This is a genomic window from Petrotoga sp. DB-2 (assembly GCF_054051725.1).
Genome location: NZ_JBSVZD010000002.1, coordinates 13779 through 28447, shown reverse-complemented (window position 1 = coordinate 28447; position 14669 = coordinate 13779). Strand labels below are relative to the sequence as shown.

The window sequence follows — 14669 nt, the reverse complement described above, 5'->3', positions numbered from 1 at the left end:
TCACCCATTTTGAGAGTTACTATTGTTGAAATAGGAAAAAGGAACTTTGATTAAGATTGGTTGATTTTCTTCTATTACTTGTAGTGAAACTTCCTTTAAGAACACGTTGACCGTTACAACTCTGGCTGGCTTTCCATCGTATTCTATTGTAGTATTCTCATTGGGAACATTTTTAAGGACCTCTTTGTAAAAATCATTCTCATATTTCAAACAGCAAAGTAGTTTTCCGCATCTGCCTGAGATTTTTGCGGTGTTGATCATCATTTGTTGGGTTTTAGCTAGCTCCATCTTTATAGAAGAAAAATCTCTTAAAAATCTACTACAACAAGCTTCTTGCCCACATAAACCAATTGATCCTATCATCTTTACTTCATCTCTAGCTCCTACCTGTTTAAGTTCGATTCTTGTTTTGTACCTTTTAGCTAATATCTTTACCAATTCTCTAAAATCTATTCTGACATCGGAACCAAAGTAAATTACTAATTTTGATCTATCGAAAGTAAAATCTGCATCAAGAATTCTCATTTTTAACCCTAATTCCCTAACCATTTGTTTTGCATATTGTGCAACTTCTTCAGCTTTTTGAACGTTTTCTTCTACTTGTTTTTTGTCTTCGTCTGAAACCTTTCTAATTATTGAGTTAGGTTCATAACCAATTTCTTCAAACCTCATAGTAACAGGCCCGATTACAACTCTTCCAACTTCTATTCCGTTTTCTGTTTGAACCAATACATAATCAAATATATTAATTTTTTCAATTCCTAAATAATTATAATAATGAATGGGACCTAATTTTTCCAACTCTACCCCATAAACTTCAGCTTTTAGATCTATCAAAAGGTTTCACTCCCATTGTTGTTATTTAATTGTTTTAATAAAGCATCTATTAATTCTAAAAAAATGAGTAAATATTTCCATTTCAAAATTAAAGTTAGCTAATCTCATCGTAGACATCCTATTCAGATATGAGACAGTGTCTTTAAGTTGCTCTAGATTAAGGATATGTTCGTTTAATCCAAAGAAATAAACAAGCGAATTATTCCAAAAAAATTTCCACTTGGAAGAATTCAAAAAAACCATCGCATCTCTCAAAAGAATCGTACTTAAGGTGGATATATTACGTAAAAAAGTTAAATTTTCTACATCATTTTTTATTTGGGAAATATCTTTTATTAGATAAAAGAACTCTTTATCGTTTAAATTTATTAATATATTCCACAATTTATAATAAGAAAGAGCAAATTTGAGTTTGTTCTCTGGCAAATCAAGTGGCAATTTGAAATTATTTAATAATTCATCAACATCGTTGAATGAAAAATTGACTATCCGTCCTACCTCATCTTTAATCCGAGATATATCAGTATTTTCATCATTCAGAAACAATAGAACCCCTGAATCATAATGTCGAAAAAAATTGAAATAAATTGCAGTTTCCTTATATTTGGTATTGATATCCTTAATTAAAACTAAAGGAATAGAAAGATCAAACCTTATAAAACGACTTTTTATGGTAGGTAACAAATAATTCCATCTCGTAGTTGTTCCAAATACCAAAGCGTATTCAGGAGGTTCTTCAATTAATTTGAGCGCAGCATTTGCTGCTTCTATATTCAATCTATCAATATCCTCAAAAAAAACAACCTTCACCTTTGCATAGTTAGGTTTATACATTAAAAACTCTTCCACATCCCTAATTTGCTCTATCTTAATATTTCCACCACTAGGTTTTATAATTAAGGTATCCAACTTATTGAAATCCGAAACCGAATTTAATAGATCATCTCTAAAATTATTTAAAATGAAATTATCTTCACAAACAAAACACAAGGAACTGGCTTTTATATCATCTATTTTTGATTGAATTTTCTCTATTGTATCATAAAAGAATGAATTATGCAAAAGAAGCACCTTCTATACTACTTATTATTTGTACAAATCTAAAACCAATCCGTTTATTTCTTCAATTTTTGATGCGTATAATAATGTATTTTTCTCTCTTTTTAAAATCATATCAGTCAATTCCATTAGTTTGTCATCAACTACTTCTGCGACCATATGTAGTTGAGGTGTTGCGTTTTTAAAATCAAGATCGTTTTTTATCACATACCAATGTTTTTCTAATCTTTTAAGGAAATCTTTGATAGAATTTCTGTACTCTCTTAGATTAGATTGAGTTGGAGATTTCACAAAGTTGTTTCCTAATTTAAGAATATTATCAATCAAACTCCTTAGCTCACTCTCGCTGATTTTTATATTCGTATCAACTAGTATATCAAAAAAACCTTCTTTTTCTTTTACTTCAGAAGCAGTAACATCTTGATCTTTTGATTTTTTTATCTTCCTTTTTTTCAACTCTTTATCCGTTTTTTTTTGGGTGATAGGATCTATCTCCATAATTTTCCCTTCTTCAATTAAGAATTCTGAACCTCTTCTATAATTTCAAAAAGTTTCTCTTTTATCTCACTTCTCTTAAAGGTCCCGAAAAGTTCTCCTTTAAGGAAAATAGCCGCTGATGAATTTTTGGTCCCAACTATAGCAATATCAGAATGCTTAGCTTCGCCAGGGCCGTTAACCACACATCCCATAACCGCAACGGTAATATTTTTTTTAACCTCTTTGTCTTTTAACATTTTTTTTACCTCGTAAGCTAACCTTTCAACATCAATCTCTGCCCTTGCACAAGTTGGACAGGCTATAACTCTTACCCCAGTTCTTAAACCTAAGGCTATTAACAAATTTTTTGCCAATTCAACTTCTCTGACCGGATCCCCACTTATGGATATTCTAATGGTATCTCCTATGTCGTTTATAAGTAAAGAACCCAAACCTGCTGAAGACAATATAACAGCGTCTTCAAAAACACCCGCTTCAGTAACCCCTATATGAAAAGGATAAGGTATCAACCGAGAAAGATATTGATTGGCTACGAAGGTTTCTTTTGCATCAACTGATTTGACAGAAACCACGATATCGTAAAAACCTTCTTTTTCTAATAATCTAACTTCTTTTAAAGCACTTTCAGCCAATGCTTTATGTCTAGGTAAATTAGAAAATTCTTTAGCGATCGAGCCAGAATTCGAACCTACTCTTATTGGGACGTTATAATCCTTAGCAACTTTAACTATTTCTCGTATTTTAACATCTGAGCCAATATTGCCTGGGTTTATTCTAACTTTCGAGGCACCGGCTTTAATAGATTCTATCGCTATTCTGTAATCAAAATGAATATCTGCAACTAAAGGGACTTGAGCCTTTTTTACAATTTCACTAAAAGGTTGAATGTCATCCTTGCTTCTCACTGACACCCTTACAATCTGAGCACCAGAGTTTTTTAATCGTTCAATTTGCAACAGAGTTTCCTCAACATTTGTTGTATCTGTATTCGTCATACTTTGAATAACGATGGGGTGCTTCCCACCAATTTTAACTCCACCAACATTCACTACTTTTTGTGAGAACATTTAGAACACCTCATTAAAAAAACCTCATTATATCGTTATAAGTGACAAAGATCATCAAAAATATTAAGAATAAAAATCCTATTGTATTCACTATCGCCTCTACTTTTGGACTTACCCTTTTTCTAGTTATCATTTCGTAAATAGAAAAAACGATTCTGCCACCATCTAAACCGGGGATCGGAATCAAATTAAAAACTCCTAAACTGATAGTTATCAAAGCGGTTAAATTTAAAATAGCATCGAACCCTACCATCGCTGCCTGCCCTATTATGGCAGCTGCTCCAACCGGACCTGCTAGCTGATCAGCGCTCAGCTGGCCTGTGAATAATTGCCCAAAAGATCTGAAAGTTAAAGAAATCAAATTATTTGCCCATTGAATGGGGACTGTAAGTGCCTCAATACCTTTGGGGTGCCAATTTTCATATGGTGCCTCTAAAACTCCCGGTTGAACTATAAAATCTAAAAATTCTTCTTTGGATAAATTAATATTAATTGTTTGTCCGTTTCTTTCTACTAACAACTCAAGAGTATTATCTTTAAAAGGCTTATACTCATTAATAATTTCTTTACCAGAAACAGCGAACATTAATTCTCCTGCATTTAACTGAATTTGATAAATTACATTTTGCAAATCAGAACCGTTAGTAATCGGTACACCATTAATTTCAACTATTCTATCTCCCTCTTGAAAAACATTGTTACCATTTGCAACAACATTTGAGAAAGTAGCGTAAATGATACCTGTTTCATACATGGGTGGATAATAAGAATATTGAGATAACTTACCTTCAATAATAGTTCCATCTTCTAACTGTATCTCTATTGGATCGCCATTTTCCATTCGACTCATAACCGTATATAAATCTTCTTCTCCATTTAGTGAAACAATCTCTTTGTTTTTCAGATTAATCGATCCGGGATTTTCAATACCATATAAAGTAAAAATTGCTCTATCATTGGTAGGTTCTGGAATCAAGGTAACATTAACTTCCTCTCCGTTTCTTATAACAGTTAACTCTAATGGCTTCCCAGAGGCTATTCCCAATTCTAAAATCGAAGGATTAAATACATAATCACCATTTGCTTTTTTAATAATATCGCCAGGTTCAAGACCTGCTTGGGCGGCGACGCTGTCCTTTCCTACTCTCTCAACAATCACCTCTGGGAACCCGTAGACACCTGCTATTCCTACAAAAAGAAAATAACCTAAAAGAAAAGAGAACAAAGGACCTGCAAAAGCTATCAAAAATTTCTGAAAAGGTTTCTTATTGTAAAACAGTGCAGGATCAGTATCCTTATAACCTTCTTCTAATACCTCTTCACCAGCTAATCTTACATAGCCGCCCAAAGGAACAATATTGAATCGAAAGGTAGTTTCTTTACCTGGGATCTTGAATAATGCTGGGCCAAAACCTATAGAAAACTCATCCACTCTCGTCTTGAAAATTTTAGCAAAAATAAAATGCCCAAATTCATGCACAACCACAATAACGGATATGATAATCAAAAACCAAATAATTGATAATAGAACGGTCATTCGGTAACCTCCATAATATATTTTTTCGCTATATCTCTACTGATTTTATCCACTTTAAGTATATCATCAAAATTATTAAAACTCAAGCTATTGGAAAATGAAAACTGAATTTGCATCTCATTTACCGTCTTGTATATAACACGATAAATATCTCCAAATTTAATTAAACCATTTAAAAAACTGTCCACTGCTATCTCATCGGCAGCATTAAATGCATTCTGTAAAGGGGCATTCCCCAGAATGCTATAAGCTAATTTCAAAGAGGGATACTTATCAAAATCTACTCTTTCGAAGCGTATCTTCTCTGAAAATAAATCAGGTTTTTCAAAAACGAAATTCCGTTCCGGATAAGAAATCGAAAAAGCTATTGGAATTTTCATATCGGCTACTCCATAATGCATCTTAATTACCCCGTCAGAAAATTGAACCATAGAATGAATTCTACTGTTTCTATTGATAGCTACCTCGATATTGTTGATTTTAAATAAATAATAAGCTTCAAATAATTCGAGAGACTTATTAACCATCGATGCAGAATCAACGGTTATTCTTTTTCCCATGGACCAAACAGGATGGTCCAACACTTCCTTCACTGAAACATTTTCAAGGGCTTCAACAGGGTAATCTCTTAAAGCACCACCGCTAGCCGTTAATATAATCTTTTCTGGAGTCGAACTTTCTCCCATTAAAAGTTGAAATATTGCACTATGTTCACTATCAACTGGAATTATCTCCTTTTTGAAATTACTAGCATAATCCAAAATATAATTGCCAGCACATACAATCGATTCTTTATTTGCCAAACATATCCGCTGAGAGACATCGATAGCCTTTAAAGTGTTTTTAACACCAGAAAAACCAGAAGTTGCAATCAGAGTATAATCAGGATTACAAAACTCCATGCTCCTTTCAACAGCATCTACACCAGTAAAAATTCTACATCCATTATAATCTTTAGGAATTTTTTCATTATTTTCAACTATTCCAGCACTAATTAAACTATATTTGTTGATTGCTTCTTTCAATTTATCCCAATTTTTATAAACGGAACCCCCCACTATCTTGAAATTACCTTTAAACCATTCACTATTTAACACTTCTAAAGCTTGTTGACCAATTGATCCAGAAATGCCAGCTATGAAAATACTTTTCACATACAAACCCCTTTCTCTTTTTTCTGTTAAAAATACACATAAATTATACCATCAATTCAAATAATCATGAATTAAAAAATGTGTTAAAATAATTAAGAAATACAAAATCTGAACATTATGAATGAAAATTCTTTTATCTTTTTGCCGTAGTATGCAAACCATGTTTTTAAATAATTTTGAACTTGAATTTGGGGTTTTTAAGGGGTTTACCCCTTAACGCACGGGCGAAGGGACGCTAAAGTAGATTTTAGAGTTTCTAAAAAACAATAAAATATTGAACCAATTAAGAAGGTGATTTAATGAACATTGGCAATTTTCTTTTAGAAAGTTCTAATTTGTTTACAGTCTACAGATGGAACAACAATCCTGCAATTGTAAGATTTAGCGAATCTGATAACATATACAACAATCTCCTTTTAAGTTTATTTGTATTTTCTGACGAATCAGAAGAAAAATTAGTAAAAATATTGCACAATAAAATATATGAAGCGATTCCTAAAATAGTATTATCAGACATATCATTGGCTACCAAAAGCAAAATTGAAGAAAAAGGCAAAAAACTTTGGGATGAAGTAATTAACAAAACCTATAAAGAAGTAGAATCAAATTTTGATAGCAATATTAGCTCAAAACTATTAATTCATTATACTTTTGATGAAGAAACTGAAAAGAAAGTAAGGATGATAAACCTCCTTGTCGCCCAAAAAGAAGCCAGTATTAACGAAAGAGTCTTTCCCGAATATTACACTGAACCTAAAATAAAAAACCAAACAAAAATAAAAAAAATGGATATACAAGATAAAAAAGAGATAGAAGAATTAGCGAATGAGTTATTAGAAATATCAACAAGATTGGTGACTATGATAAGATGGAACAAAAATCATAGAAATATCAAAAGTTCTGTAGCTTCACATACCTTTTTCGTTTTTTTAATCTCTTACCTTTTAGCTCTAAAAGCTAATTTACAAATGAAAGAAATTTACGATATTATGATTGCTTCAATACTACATGATTTGCCTGAAGCATTTACAGGTGATGTGATAAGCCCCACTAAAAGAAAAGTAAGTGGATTAGAAGAAATAATTGGTGAGATAGAAAAAGACTTCATTAAAGATTGGTACATTCATAAAAGAGTATTGAAAGAAAAGGTTAAAAAACTTGAAAAATATATATATACTCCTTTTGAAAATGATTATGGAGCATATGTGAAAACATCGGATTTAATAGCTGCACTAATAGAATGTTCCCTAGAAATAAGTACTGGAAACCAAAATAAATATTTTATCAATACATTTAAATCAATAAAAAAAGATATATTACATTTCTCTCCAATTGATATTAGTGAAATTATAAAAGAGATAGAGTTATCTATTCACCCCTAACGTATTTCTTTTCGCCGTTAGGTAGCTTGAATTTAACAACAACACCTTTTTGAGGTTTTTCGTAACCTAAATATATTTTATGCACATTAGATTGATTAACTCCTGATTCAACACCTTCAGATGAAATGTGGGCTTCAAATGGATCCTCGTTATAGACGAAAACGGTAACTTCTATTTCTTTCATAAAATCCCTCCGATCAAATGATATTTTATTTATTCAAAATAGTTTCTGTGAATCTAAAAGTAAAGTCACTGGACCATCGTTGATAATATTTACTTTCATATGAGCTTGAAACTCACCTTGTTGAACGTTTATAGGATATTTTTCTTTAAGGTATGAAAGAAACTCATCGTAAAGAACTTTAGCCTTCTCGGGAGTTGCCGAATCAGTGAAGGATGGCCTCCTCCCTTTTCTACAGTCACCAAATAAAGTAAATTGAGAAACAACAAGCACATCACCCATAACATCTAATAAAGATTTATTCATTTTATTTTGTTCGTCTTCGAAAATTCTCAGATTTACAATCTTATCAGCCATCCAGCTAATATCTGATTCTTGATCGCTCTTTGAAATACCCAAGAAAACCAGAAGTCCTTTTTCTATTTGCGCAACAATATTATCAGAAATAGTTACGGATGCTTGTGCAACTCTTTGAACTACAGCCCTCAAATTATACCCTCCTAACAGAATAAACACCCTTAGAATTTTTCAATTTATTACTTAAAAGGCTCAGATGTTTTAAATTCTGGACGGCTAGATATATCCTAATGTTAAGGTAATTAGAATTATTTGTCATTTCAAACTTTTCTATATGTCCACCTTCATTATTTATAACATTTCTAACGTTATTTAAAACATTTTTGCTCTCTACATCAATCATTAATACGGTAGAAAATTTGTTTTGATTGTATTCGTTCCACTCAGCAGTTACCTTTTTACTTTCATCAATATCTTGAATATTTTTACAATCTTTTCTATGTATACCAATTCCTCTTCGAGTTATCACACCTATAATTTCATCTCCCGGAACAGGCATACAACATTTTGCGAAATAGCTCTCAACACCTTCTTCACCATCAACAAGAACGGAAATTCCTTTTCTATTTGAAATAGATTTTTCGACGGTAGGGATTGTTTCTTCTTCTTTTTCGTTTAGGGTAAAAATATTTCTAATAGTATTAATACTAATATCTTCTAACGATAGTTTAATAAAAAATTCATCATCACTTTTTATGTTATATTTAATGTAAAATCCTATTTCTTTTAATTTCTCAAGGATTTCATCCATAGAAAAATTAAGTTTTTTCGACAGCTCTCTAAACTTGTCCTTACCTTTTTCAATTAACTCGACTTCATTTTTTTGTCGGTAATATTTTTTTATCTTCGATATAGTCTTAGGAGAATGAGCATATTTTAACCAATCAATGCTAGGTCCTTGAAAATTCCTATTGATCAGTATCTCTACTATATCACCCGTCTGCAATTTGTATGAAATGGGAACTAATTTACCATTGACTTTTGCTCCTGAAAAATGATTACCAACCTCAGTATGAATAGCAAAAGCAAAATCAATAGGTGTTGCTCCTCTGGGTAAATGAATTATTTCTCCTTTGGGTGTAAATACAAAAATTTCTTTTGAAAGAAGGTTTGTTTCGATGTCTTTTAATTCAAAAGCATTTTGGGCTATATATTTATGTAACTCCATCAAATCATTAAGAAATTTTAATTTTTCCGGACTAACACCCTCTTTATAAACCCAATGAGCAGCTAAACCGTATTCGGCTTCTTCATGCATTTTCCAATCTCGAATTTGTATTTCTAATGGATCTCCTTTATGTGTTATCACAGTTGTATGCAGTGATTTATAACCATTGAATTTAGGTGTTGCAATATAATCTTTTATTCTTCCTGGAATAGGGGACCAAATAGAATGAATTATTCCCAAAGCAGCGTAACATTTATTCTGATCCTCAGTAATTATTCTAAGAGCAATATAGTCATATATTTCATCTAAAGTTTTTCCTTTTCGAATCATCTTATCCCAAATACTATATAAATGTTTAGAGCGTCCTTCAACGGTTGCTTTTATTTTCTGATTATCTAGCTCTTGTTTAATAATCTGCGCGTATTCGTTCAATCGATTTTGTCCAAGCCTTATTTTTTCTTCAATTTTTGCCTTTAAATCAAAATATGTCTCTGGATACAAATACCGAAAAGATAAATCTTCTAACTCTTCCTTCATCTTATAAATACCCAATCTATGGGCAATAGGGGCATATATTTTTAAAGTTTCATCAGATTTAGCTATCTGTTTTTTTCTGTCGACGAATTGTAAAGTTCTCATATTATGTAATCTATCAGCTAATTTAACGATTATGACTCTTATATCTTCAGACATAGCAAAAAGCATCTTTCTTATAGTTTCAACTTTTTCTAAAGATTTCATGTCATTTTCGTTCAGTCGTTCGTTGAGCTTTAAATTACTGATCTTCGTGACACCTGAAACTATATTAGCAACATCGACCCCAAAAAGATCTTTTATTTTATCTATTGACACTCCACAATCTTCAACTACATCGTGCAAAAGACCTGCTATGATAGTATCTACATCCATTTTTAAACTAGCAAGTATCAGTCCAACGCTTTTTGGATGCTCAAAAAATTCCTCACCAGAATCTCTAAATTGACCGCTATGAGCAGTTTCCGCCAAATCATAAGCTGCTCTTATTAATTCTTTTTCTCTCTTGGTAAGCCTAAGATTTAATAGTTTTTCAACCTCTTTCTCATAACTTTTCGATTCAATCAACATAATCAGACACCTCTTAACGCTTCTTAATAAAATCACTTGTTTCTTATAAAGACGGTACAATTAAATTATAGCACAAATTTTTGAAATTTTGAAAAGATTAAAGTCTAAAAAATTTATGAAAATGTAATAACAATTTTATTTTTTAGATCCATCAAGTATGATTAAATATGAATAAGAGTACCTCCTTAATATTTCTTAACATCACTTGATTTTATCCAAAAAAAAGATTGTTATAATTACATCGAAAATTTAAATTAAGGAGGGAAATATTGTGAAGAAAGTATTATTAACGTTAGTTTTAGTAGGTATAGCTCTTTTCAGTTTTGCAGAAACACTCGTTCTAAAAGGTTCAAACACGATCTTTCCAGTAGCTCAACTTTGGATTGAAGAGTTAAAAGATATGTATCCCGATCTAACAATTACTTTGGAAGGTGCGGGTTCTTCAACTGGTATCGCAGCTTTATTCAACGGAACAACAGACATAGCAAACTCAAGCAGATGGCTTAAAGAATCGGAATTAGAGCAGATGCATGAAGAAGGTAAGTATTTCATTCCCGTTGTTTTAGGATACGATGGAATAGCCGTTATAGTTAATCCTAATCTTGGAATAGACAATATCACCATAGAAGAATTGGCAAGTATTTACTCTGGCGATATCACTAGATGGAACCAATTGGACCCAAATTTACCAAACCAAAGAATTGTTGTATATTCAAGAAATACAGCCTCAGGGACTTACGAAACATTCGTAGAAAAAGTTTTAGAGGGTAAAAGAATGGCACCAACAGTTCAGATGTTAGAATCAACCCACGCAGAAGTACAAGCGGTTGCTCAGAACTTATATGCCATAGCTTATACAGGCGTAGGTTATGTGACTGAAGACGTAAAGGTTTTATCAGTCGAAGGTGTACAACCAACAAAACTGAATATTTTAAATTCTGTTTATCCAATTTCAAGACCATTGTATATGTTTATCGATGCAACAAATGGTTATCCTCAAACTGGACCAGTTAAACAATATTTGACATTTGGGTTATCAAAACGAGGTCAAGAATTAGTTGAACAAGCAGGATATGTAGCAGCATACGGATTTTAAAAGATTATCTTTTAAAAGGAGTGTTTTATTTGTGAATAGACGAGATTTAAAAAATATCGTAAATCAAAGTATAATCACAGTTGTCGCAATGGTGGGAATCTTAGCATTAATTGGTCTATTCATTTTTATCATCAGAGATGCTATTCCAGCCCTGACAGAAGTTGGGGCTGAAATTTTTACAAGTAAGTATTGGTATCCAACATATGATCCACCAGAATATGGCATGTTAGCAATGATTGCTGGTTCTTTTATCTTAACTGGTTTCGCTTCTATTATAGTTATACCCATAGGGTATATAATTGCATTTTTCTTGTATGATTATGCCACAAGCACTGAACAAAGAATTATAAAATCAGCAATAGATTTGCTATCTGGAATCCCAACTGTTATTATAGGGTCTTTCTTATTCATTTATATTTCACCTATCTTAATGAATTTTGGGGCTTGGTCCACAGGTAATCTGCTATTAGCAGCAATTGGGCTATCTATTTTATCACTACCATACGCCGCATCTCTCATGCAGGAAGCATTATCATCAGTTGATATCAGTCTAAAGGAAAGTGCTTTAGCATTGGGAGCAAGCAGGTTCATCGCCGGATTTAGAATAGTAAGCAAAGCGGCACTATCAGGAATTTTAAATTCAATAATTCTAACAATAAATAGAATTATAGGGGAAACTATTGTTGTATTAATGGTTGCTGGCGGAGCTGCCATAATTCCCAAATCAATATGGGATCCAGTTAGGCCTTTAACCGCTGCTATAGCAAGCGAGATGGGAGAAGTGCCTATTGGAAGTATTCATTACTCTGCTTTATTCGTTGCGGGTTTAATTTTGTTAACGATATCTTTTATTCTAACAATGATATCTAGAAGAGTAACGAGGAGTTGAAAAAGATGAAAAAACAAACAGGGATAGATTCTATTATATCATTAATCTTTAGAATCATCAGTTATATTGCCTTTGGTATAATATTGTCAATAATTGTAATAGTTATAGTAGATGGTGCTAGATATTTTACTCCTTCTTTTTTTGTAGAATATCCCAGTCAAGGAATGACAGCCGGTGGGATAGGACCAGCCATATTGGGAAGTCTGTTGATGATATTTTTCATCTTATTATTTTCTATTCCAATAGGAGTTCTCACTGGTACCTTCCTTTCAGAATATGGATCAAAATCAAGATTAGGAAGAATAATTGACATATCCGTTACCTCTTTATCTGGTGTTCCTTCGGTTGTCTACGGACTATTTGGATTAGCTCTTTTCTCAATAACTCTTGGATTTGGAACATCGCTTCTAAGTGGAAGTTTAACTTTAGCTATAATGACTTTACCTGTAATATCCTCATCAGTAAAAGAAGCCCTTGCATCTCTACCAAGAGAATTAAGGGAATCAGCCTATGCTTTAGGAGCAAAAAAAACGGAAACTATTTACAAAATACTATTTCCAGCAGCAAAAACCAGAATAATAACCGCAATATTAATTGGCGCTGGAAGGGTTATTGGAGAAACCGCCCCTGTCTTATTGACTGGTGCAGTCTTTTATTCAACTCAGTTACCAAACTCTCTACTCGATCCTGTTATGACTCTTCCAACTCACATATATTTTATAACCATGGCATATGGAGAAAATGCACAATGGATGGCGAAAGCAACATCCGCATTCTTAATAATACTTATTTTAGTCATATATTCGATAGCATTTAAAATAAGAGGAGGAAAACAAAAAAGTTGAGTGTAGAAAAAGAAATCACAATAGAAATAAAAAATTTTAACGGTTGGTACGATCAAAAACAAGCTTTAAAAGACATAAATATGGAAATTAAAAAGAAAAAAGTCAGTGCCATAATAGGACCTTCGGGTTGTGGAAAATCCACGTTGTTGAGAAGTATAAATAGAATCAACGATGAAATTCCTGGTTATAGAACAAGTGGAGAAATAATATTTGAGGGGAAAAATATATACGAAAATAATATTGATTTATCATTGTTGCGAAAAAAAATAGGAATGGTTTTTCAAAAACCTGTACCTTTTCCCATGTCTATTTATGAAAACATTGCCTTCGGTATAAAATTACATACAGCAAGAAACGGCAGAAAAATGGATGAAATCATTGAAACGGCATTAAAAAGAGCAGCCTTATGGGACGAAGTAAAAGACGATCTCGACAAACCAGCAAGCTCACTTTCTGGTGGACAACAACAACGTTTGTGTATTGCTAGGGCTATCGCCATTGATCCCGAAATAATTCTATTAGATGAACCTACATCCGCTCTAGATCCTATAGCAACACAAAAAATTGAGAATTTAATTGAACACCTATCAGAAAATTATACTATAATTATTGTAACTCATAACCTAGCCCAAGCTATAAGAATTTCAGATTATATGTACTTTATGTTTCAAGGAGAACTAATCGAATCCGGAAAAACAGAAGACATTATAAAAAGTCCCAAAGAACAATTGACAGAAGATTATTTAAATGGTAGAATTAGCTAAAAATTGAATAGTTAAAAAAACAATAGAAATTATACAAGAAAATGGGGAGTGGAATAGATGGATTACACACATTTTGAAACTGAAATGACACGATTAACAAGTGAAATATCTAAGCTTTTAACTGTCGTTTTAAGATCCTTTGAAAATTCTATTAAAGCTTTAGAAGATAAAAACCTTGAATTAGCTGAAAAAGTCTTAAAAGCAGATGATCAAATTGATGATTTAAACCGCCAAATTGAAGAGTCAGTCTATCAAATCGTAGCAAGATTTCGTCCTTTAGCCAAAGAACTACGATACGCAGTAACAATGATAAAATTCGCAAACAATCTTGAAAGAATAGGTGATCTTTCCTGCAATATTGCCGAAAAAACTAAAATCTATGCGCATATTGATCTGAAGGATATAGTAAATACTAAAGAAATTAAAAAAATGTTCGGTATATCCCTAGAGATGATAAAAGACTCCTATAAAGCATTCGGAGAGAGAAGTATCGAAGAAGCTGTAAAAATATGGAAAAGAGACGATGAAGTAGACGAGCTAGAAAACCAACTTAGACAAATTGCTGTGAAAAAATTACAAGATGAAACTTTTAACAAAGAACTTGTTATTCCCTATGTGTTATTGGCAAGAGATATTGAAAGAATCGCTGATCATGCCACAAATCTTTGTGAAGAAATAGTTTATATAGAAACGGGCAAAGAAATCGAAGACTATCTGTAAATGGAGGTTTT

The 14669-nt window shown here is 32.2% G+C and carries 15 protein-coding genes; 6 read left to right on the top strand and 9 right to left on the bottom strand.

Annotation, left to right across the window (positions count from 1 at the left end):
- Genes ACW9JY_RS01170 through dxr form a run of 6 tightly spaced genes read right to left on the bottom strand, consistent with a single transcriptional unit; the run spans nt 1 to nt 6152 of the window.
- Nucleotides 1–837: a PSP1 domain-containing protein gene (locus ACW9JY_RS01170; RefSeq protein WP_457283057.1), complete on the bottom strand. Its 837-nt coding sequence runs from the start codon at nt 835–837 to the stop codon at nt 1–3.
- Between the two features lie 21 nt (nt 838–858).
- Nucleotides 859–1899, bottom strand: coding sequence for a hypothetical protein (locus ACW9JY_RS01165; RefSeq protein ID WP_457283056.1), 1041 nt, complete (start codon nt 1897–1899; stop codon nt 859–861).
- A gap of 24 nt (nt 1900–1923) precedes the next feature.
- Nucleotides 1924–2394: a YaaR family protein gene (locus ACW9JY_RS01160; protein WP_103076905.1), complete on the bottom strand. Its 471-nt coding sequence runs from the start codon at nt 2392–2394 to the stop codon at nt 1924–1926.
- A 17-nt stretch (nt 2395–2411) separates the two neighbouring features.
- Complete coding sequence (gene ispG, locus ACW9JY_RS01155; protein ID WP_103076904.1) at nt 2412–3461, bottom strand: flavodoxin-dependent (E)-4-hydroxy-3-methylbut-2-enyl-diphosphate synthase; 1050 nt, start codon at nt 3459–3461, stop codon at nt 2412–2414.
- Between the two features lie 13 nt (nt 3462–3474).
- Entirely contained in the window at nt 3475–4998 is a 1524-nt protein-coding gene (locus tag ACW9JY_RS01150) for a site-2 protease family protein (protein WP_457283055.1), read from the bottom strand.
- Entirely contained in the window at nt 4995–6152 is a 1158-nt protein-coding gene (gene dxr / locus ACW9JY_RS01145) for a 1-deoxy-D-xylulose-5-phosphate reductoisomerase (protein ID WP_457283054.1), read from the bottom strand. The genes ACW9JY_RS01150 and dxr overlap by 4 nt, the downstream gene beginning before the upstream one ends.
- A 299-nt stretch (nt 6153–6451) precedes the next feature.
- Here dxr and ACW9JY_RS01140 point away from each other — a divergent pair, with 299 nt between their 5' ends.
- Nucleotides 6452–7534 (top strand): HD domain-containing protein, encoded by a 1083-nt coding sequence (locus ACW9JY_RS01140; RefSeq protein WP_457283053.1) that lies wholly within the window; start codon nt 6452–6454, stop codon nt 7532–7534.
- Here the strand turns inward: ACW9JY_RS01140 and ACW9JY_RS01135 are convergent.
- From ACW9JY_RS01135 to ACW9JY_RS01125, 3 genes are read right to left on the bottom strand one after another with little or no spacing between them, the layout of a single operon-like run.
- Nucleotides 7521–7718, bottom strand: coding sequence for a hypothetical protein (locus ACW9JY_RS01135; protein ID WP_103076900.1), 198 nt, complete (start codon nt 7716–7718; stop codon nt 7521–7523). The genes ACW9JY_RS01140 and ACW9JY_RS01135 overlap by 14 nt on opposite strands.
- 33 nt (nt 7719–7751) lie before the next feature.
- Entirely contained in the window at nt 7752–8204 is a 453-nt protein-coding gene (gene dtd / locus ACW9JY_RS01130; protein WP_103076899.1) for a D-aminoacyl-tRNA deacylase, read from the bottom strand.
- Nucleotide 8205: 1 nt separating this feature from the next.
- Entirely contained in the window at nt 8206–10344 is a 2139-nt protein-coding gene (locus ACW9JY_RS01125; RefSeq protein ID WP_457283052.1) for a RelA/SpoT family protein, read from the bottom strand.
- Between the two features lie 271 nt (nt 10345–10615).
- Here ACW9JY_RS01125 and ACW9JY_RS01120 point away from each other — a divergent pair, with 271 nt between their 5' ends.
- The 5 genes from ACW9JY_RS01120 to phoU all read left to right on the top strand — a co-directional run bounded on the left by ACW9JY_RS01120 (nt 10616) and on the right by phoU (nt 14658).
- Entirely contained in the window at nt 10616–11440 is an 825-nt protein-coding gene (locus ACW9JY_RS01120; protein WP_103076897.1) for a phosphate ABC transporter substrate-binding protein PstS family protein, read from the top strand.
- 70 nt (nt 11441–11510) lie between these two features.
- The gene (locus tag ACW9JY_RS01115; RefSeq protein WP_457283147.1) at nt 11511–12329 is read left to right on the top strand and encodes a PstC family ABC transporter permease; all 819 of its coding nucleotides are present in this window, start codon (nt 11511–11513) and stop codon (nt 12327–12329) included.
- Between the two features lie 5 nt (nt 12330–12334).
- Nucleotides 12335–13174, top strand: coding sequence for a phosphate ABC transporter permease PstA (gene pstA / locus ACW9JY_RS01110; RefSeq protein ID WP_169925132.1), 840 nt, complete (start codon nt 12335–12337; stop codon nt 13172–13174).
- On the top strand, nt 13171–13938 hold the full coding sequence (gene pstB, locus ACW9JY_RS01105) for a phosphate ABC transporter ATP-binding protein PstB (RefSeq protein ID WP_103076894.1): 768 nt from the start codon (nt 13171–13173) through the stop codon (nt 13936–13938). Before pstA ends, pstB begins: the two co-directional genes overlap by 4 nt.
- 57 nt (nt 13939–13995) lie before the next feature.
- Complete coding sequence (gene phoU / locus ACW9JY_RS01100; protein ID WP_103076893.1) at nt 13996–14658, top strand: phosphate signaling complex protein PhoU; 663 nt, start codon at nt 13996–13998, stop codon at nt 14656–14658.
- Nucleotides 14659–14669 lie beyond the last annotated feature (11 nt).

Coding starts and splice junctions, on each gene's coding strand:
- pstA (WP_169925132.1), top strand. CDS start 12,335: ATGAAAAAACAAACAGGGATAGATTCTATTATATCATTAATCTTTAGA.
- ACW9JY_RS01135 (WP_103076900.1), bottom strand. CDS start 7,718: ATGAAAGAAATAGAAGTTACCGTTTTCGTCTATAACGAGGATCCATTT.
- phoU (WP_103076893.1), top strand. CDS start 13,996: ATGGATTACACACATTTTGAAACTGAAATGACACGATTAACAAGTGAA.
- ispG (WP_103076904.1), bottom strand. CDS start 3,461: ATGTTCTCACAAAAAGTAGTGAATGTTGGTGGAGTTAAAATTGGTGGG.
- ACW9JY_RS01160 (WP_103076905.1), bottom strand. CDS start 2,394: ATGGAGATAGATCCTATCACCCAAAAAAAAACGGATAAAGAGTTGAAA.
- ACW9JY_RS01150 (WP_457283055.1), bottom strand. CDS start 4,998: ATGACCGTTCTATTATCAATTATTTGGTTTTTGATTATCATATCCGTT.
- ACW9JY_RS01140 (WP_457283053.1), top strand. CDS start 6,452: ATGAACATTGGCAATTTTCTTTTAGAAAGTTCTAATTTGTTTACAGTC.
- ACW9JY_RS01125 (WP_457283052.1), bottom strand. CDS start 10,344: ATGTTGATTGAATCGAAAAGTTATGAGAAAGAGGTTGAAAAACTATTA.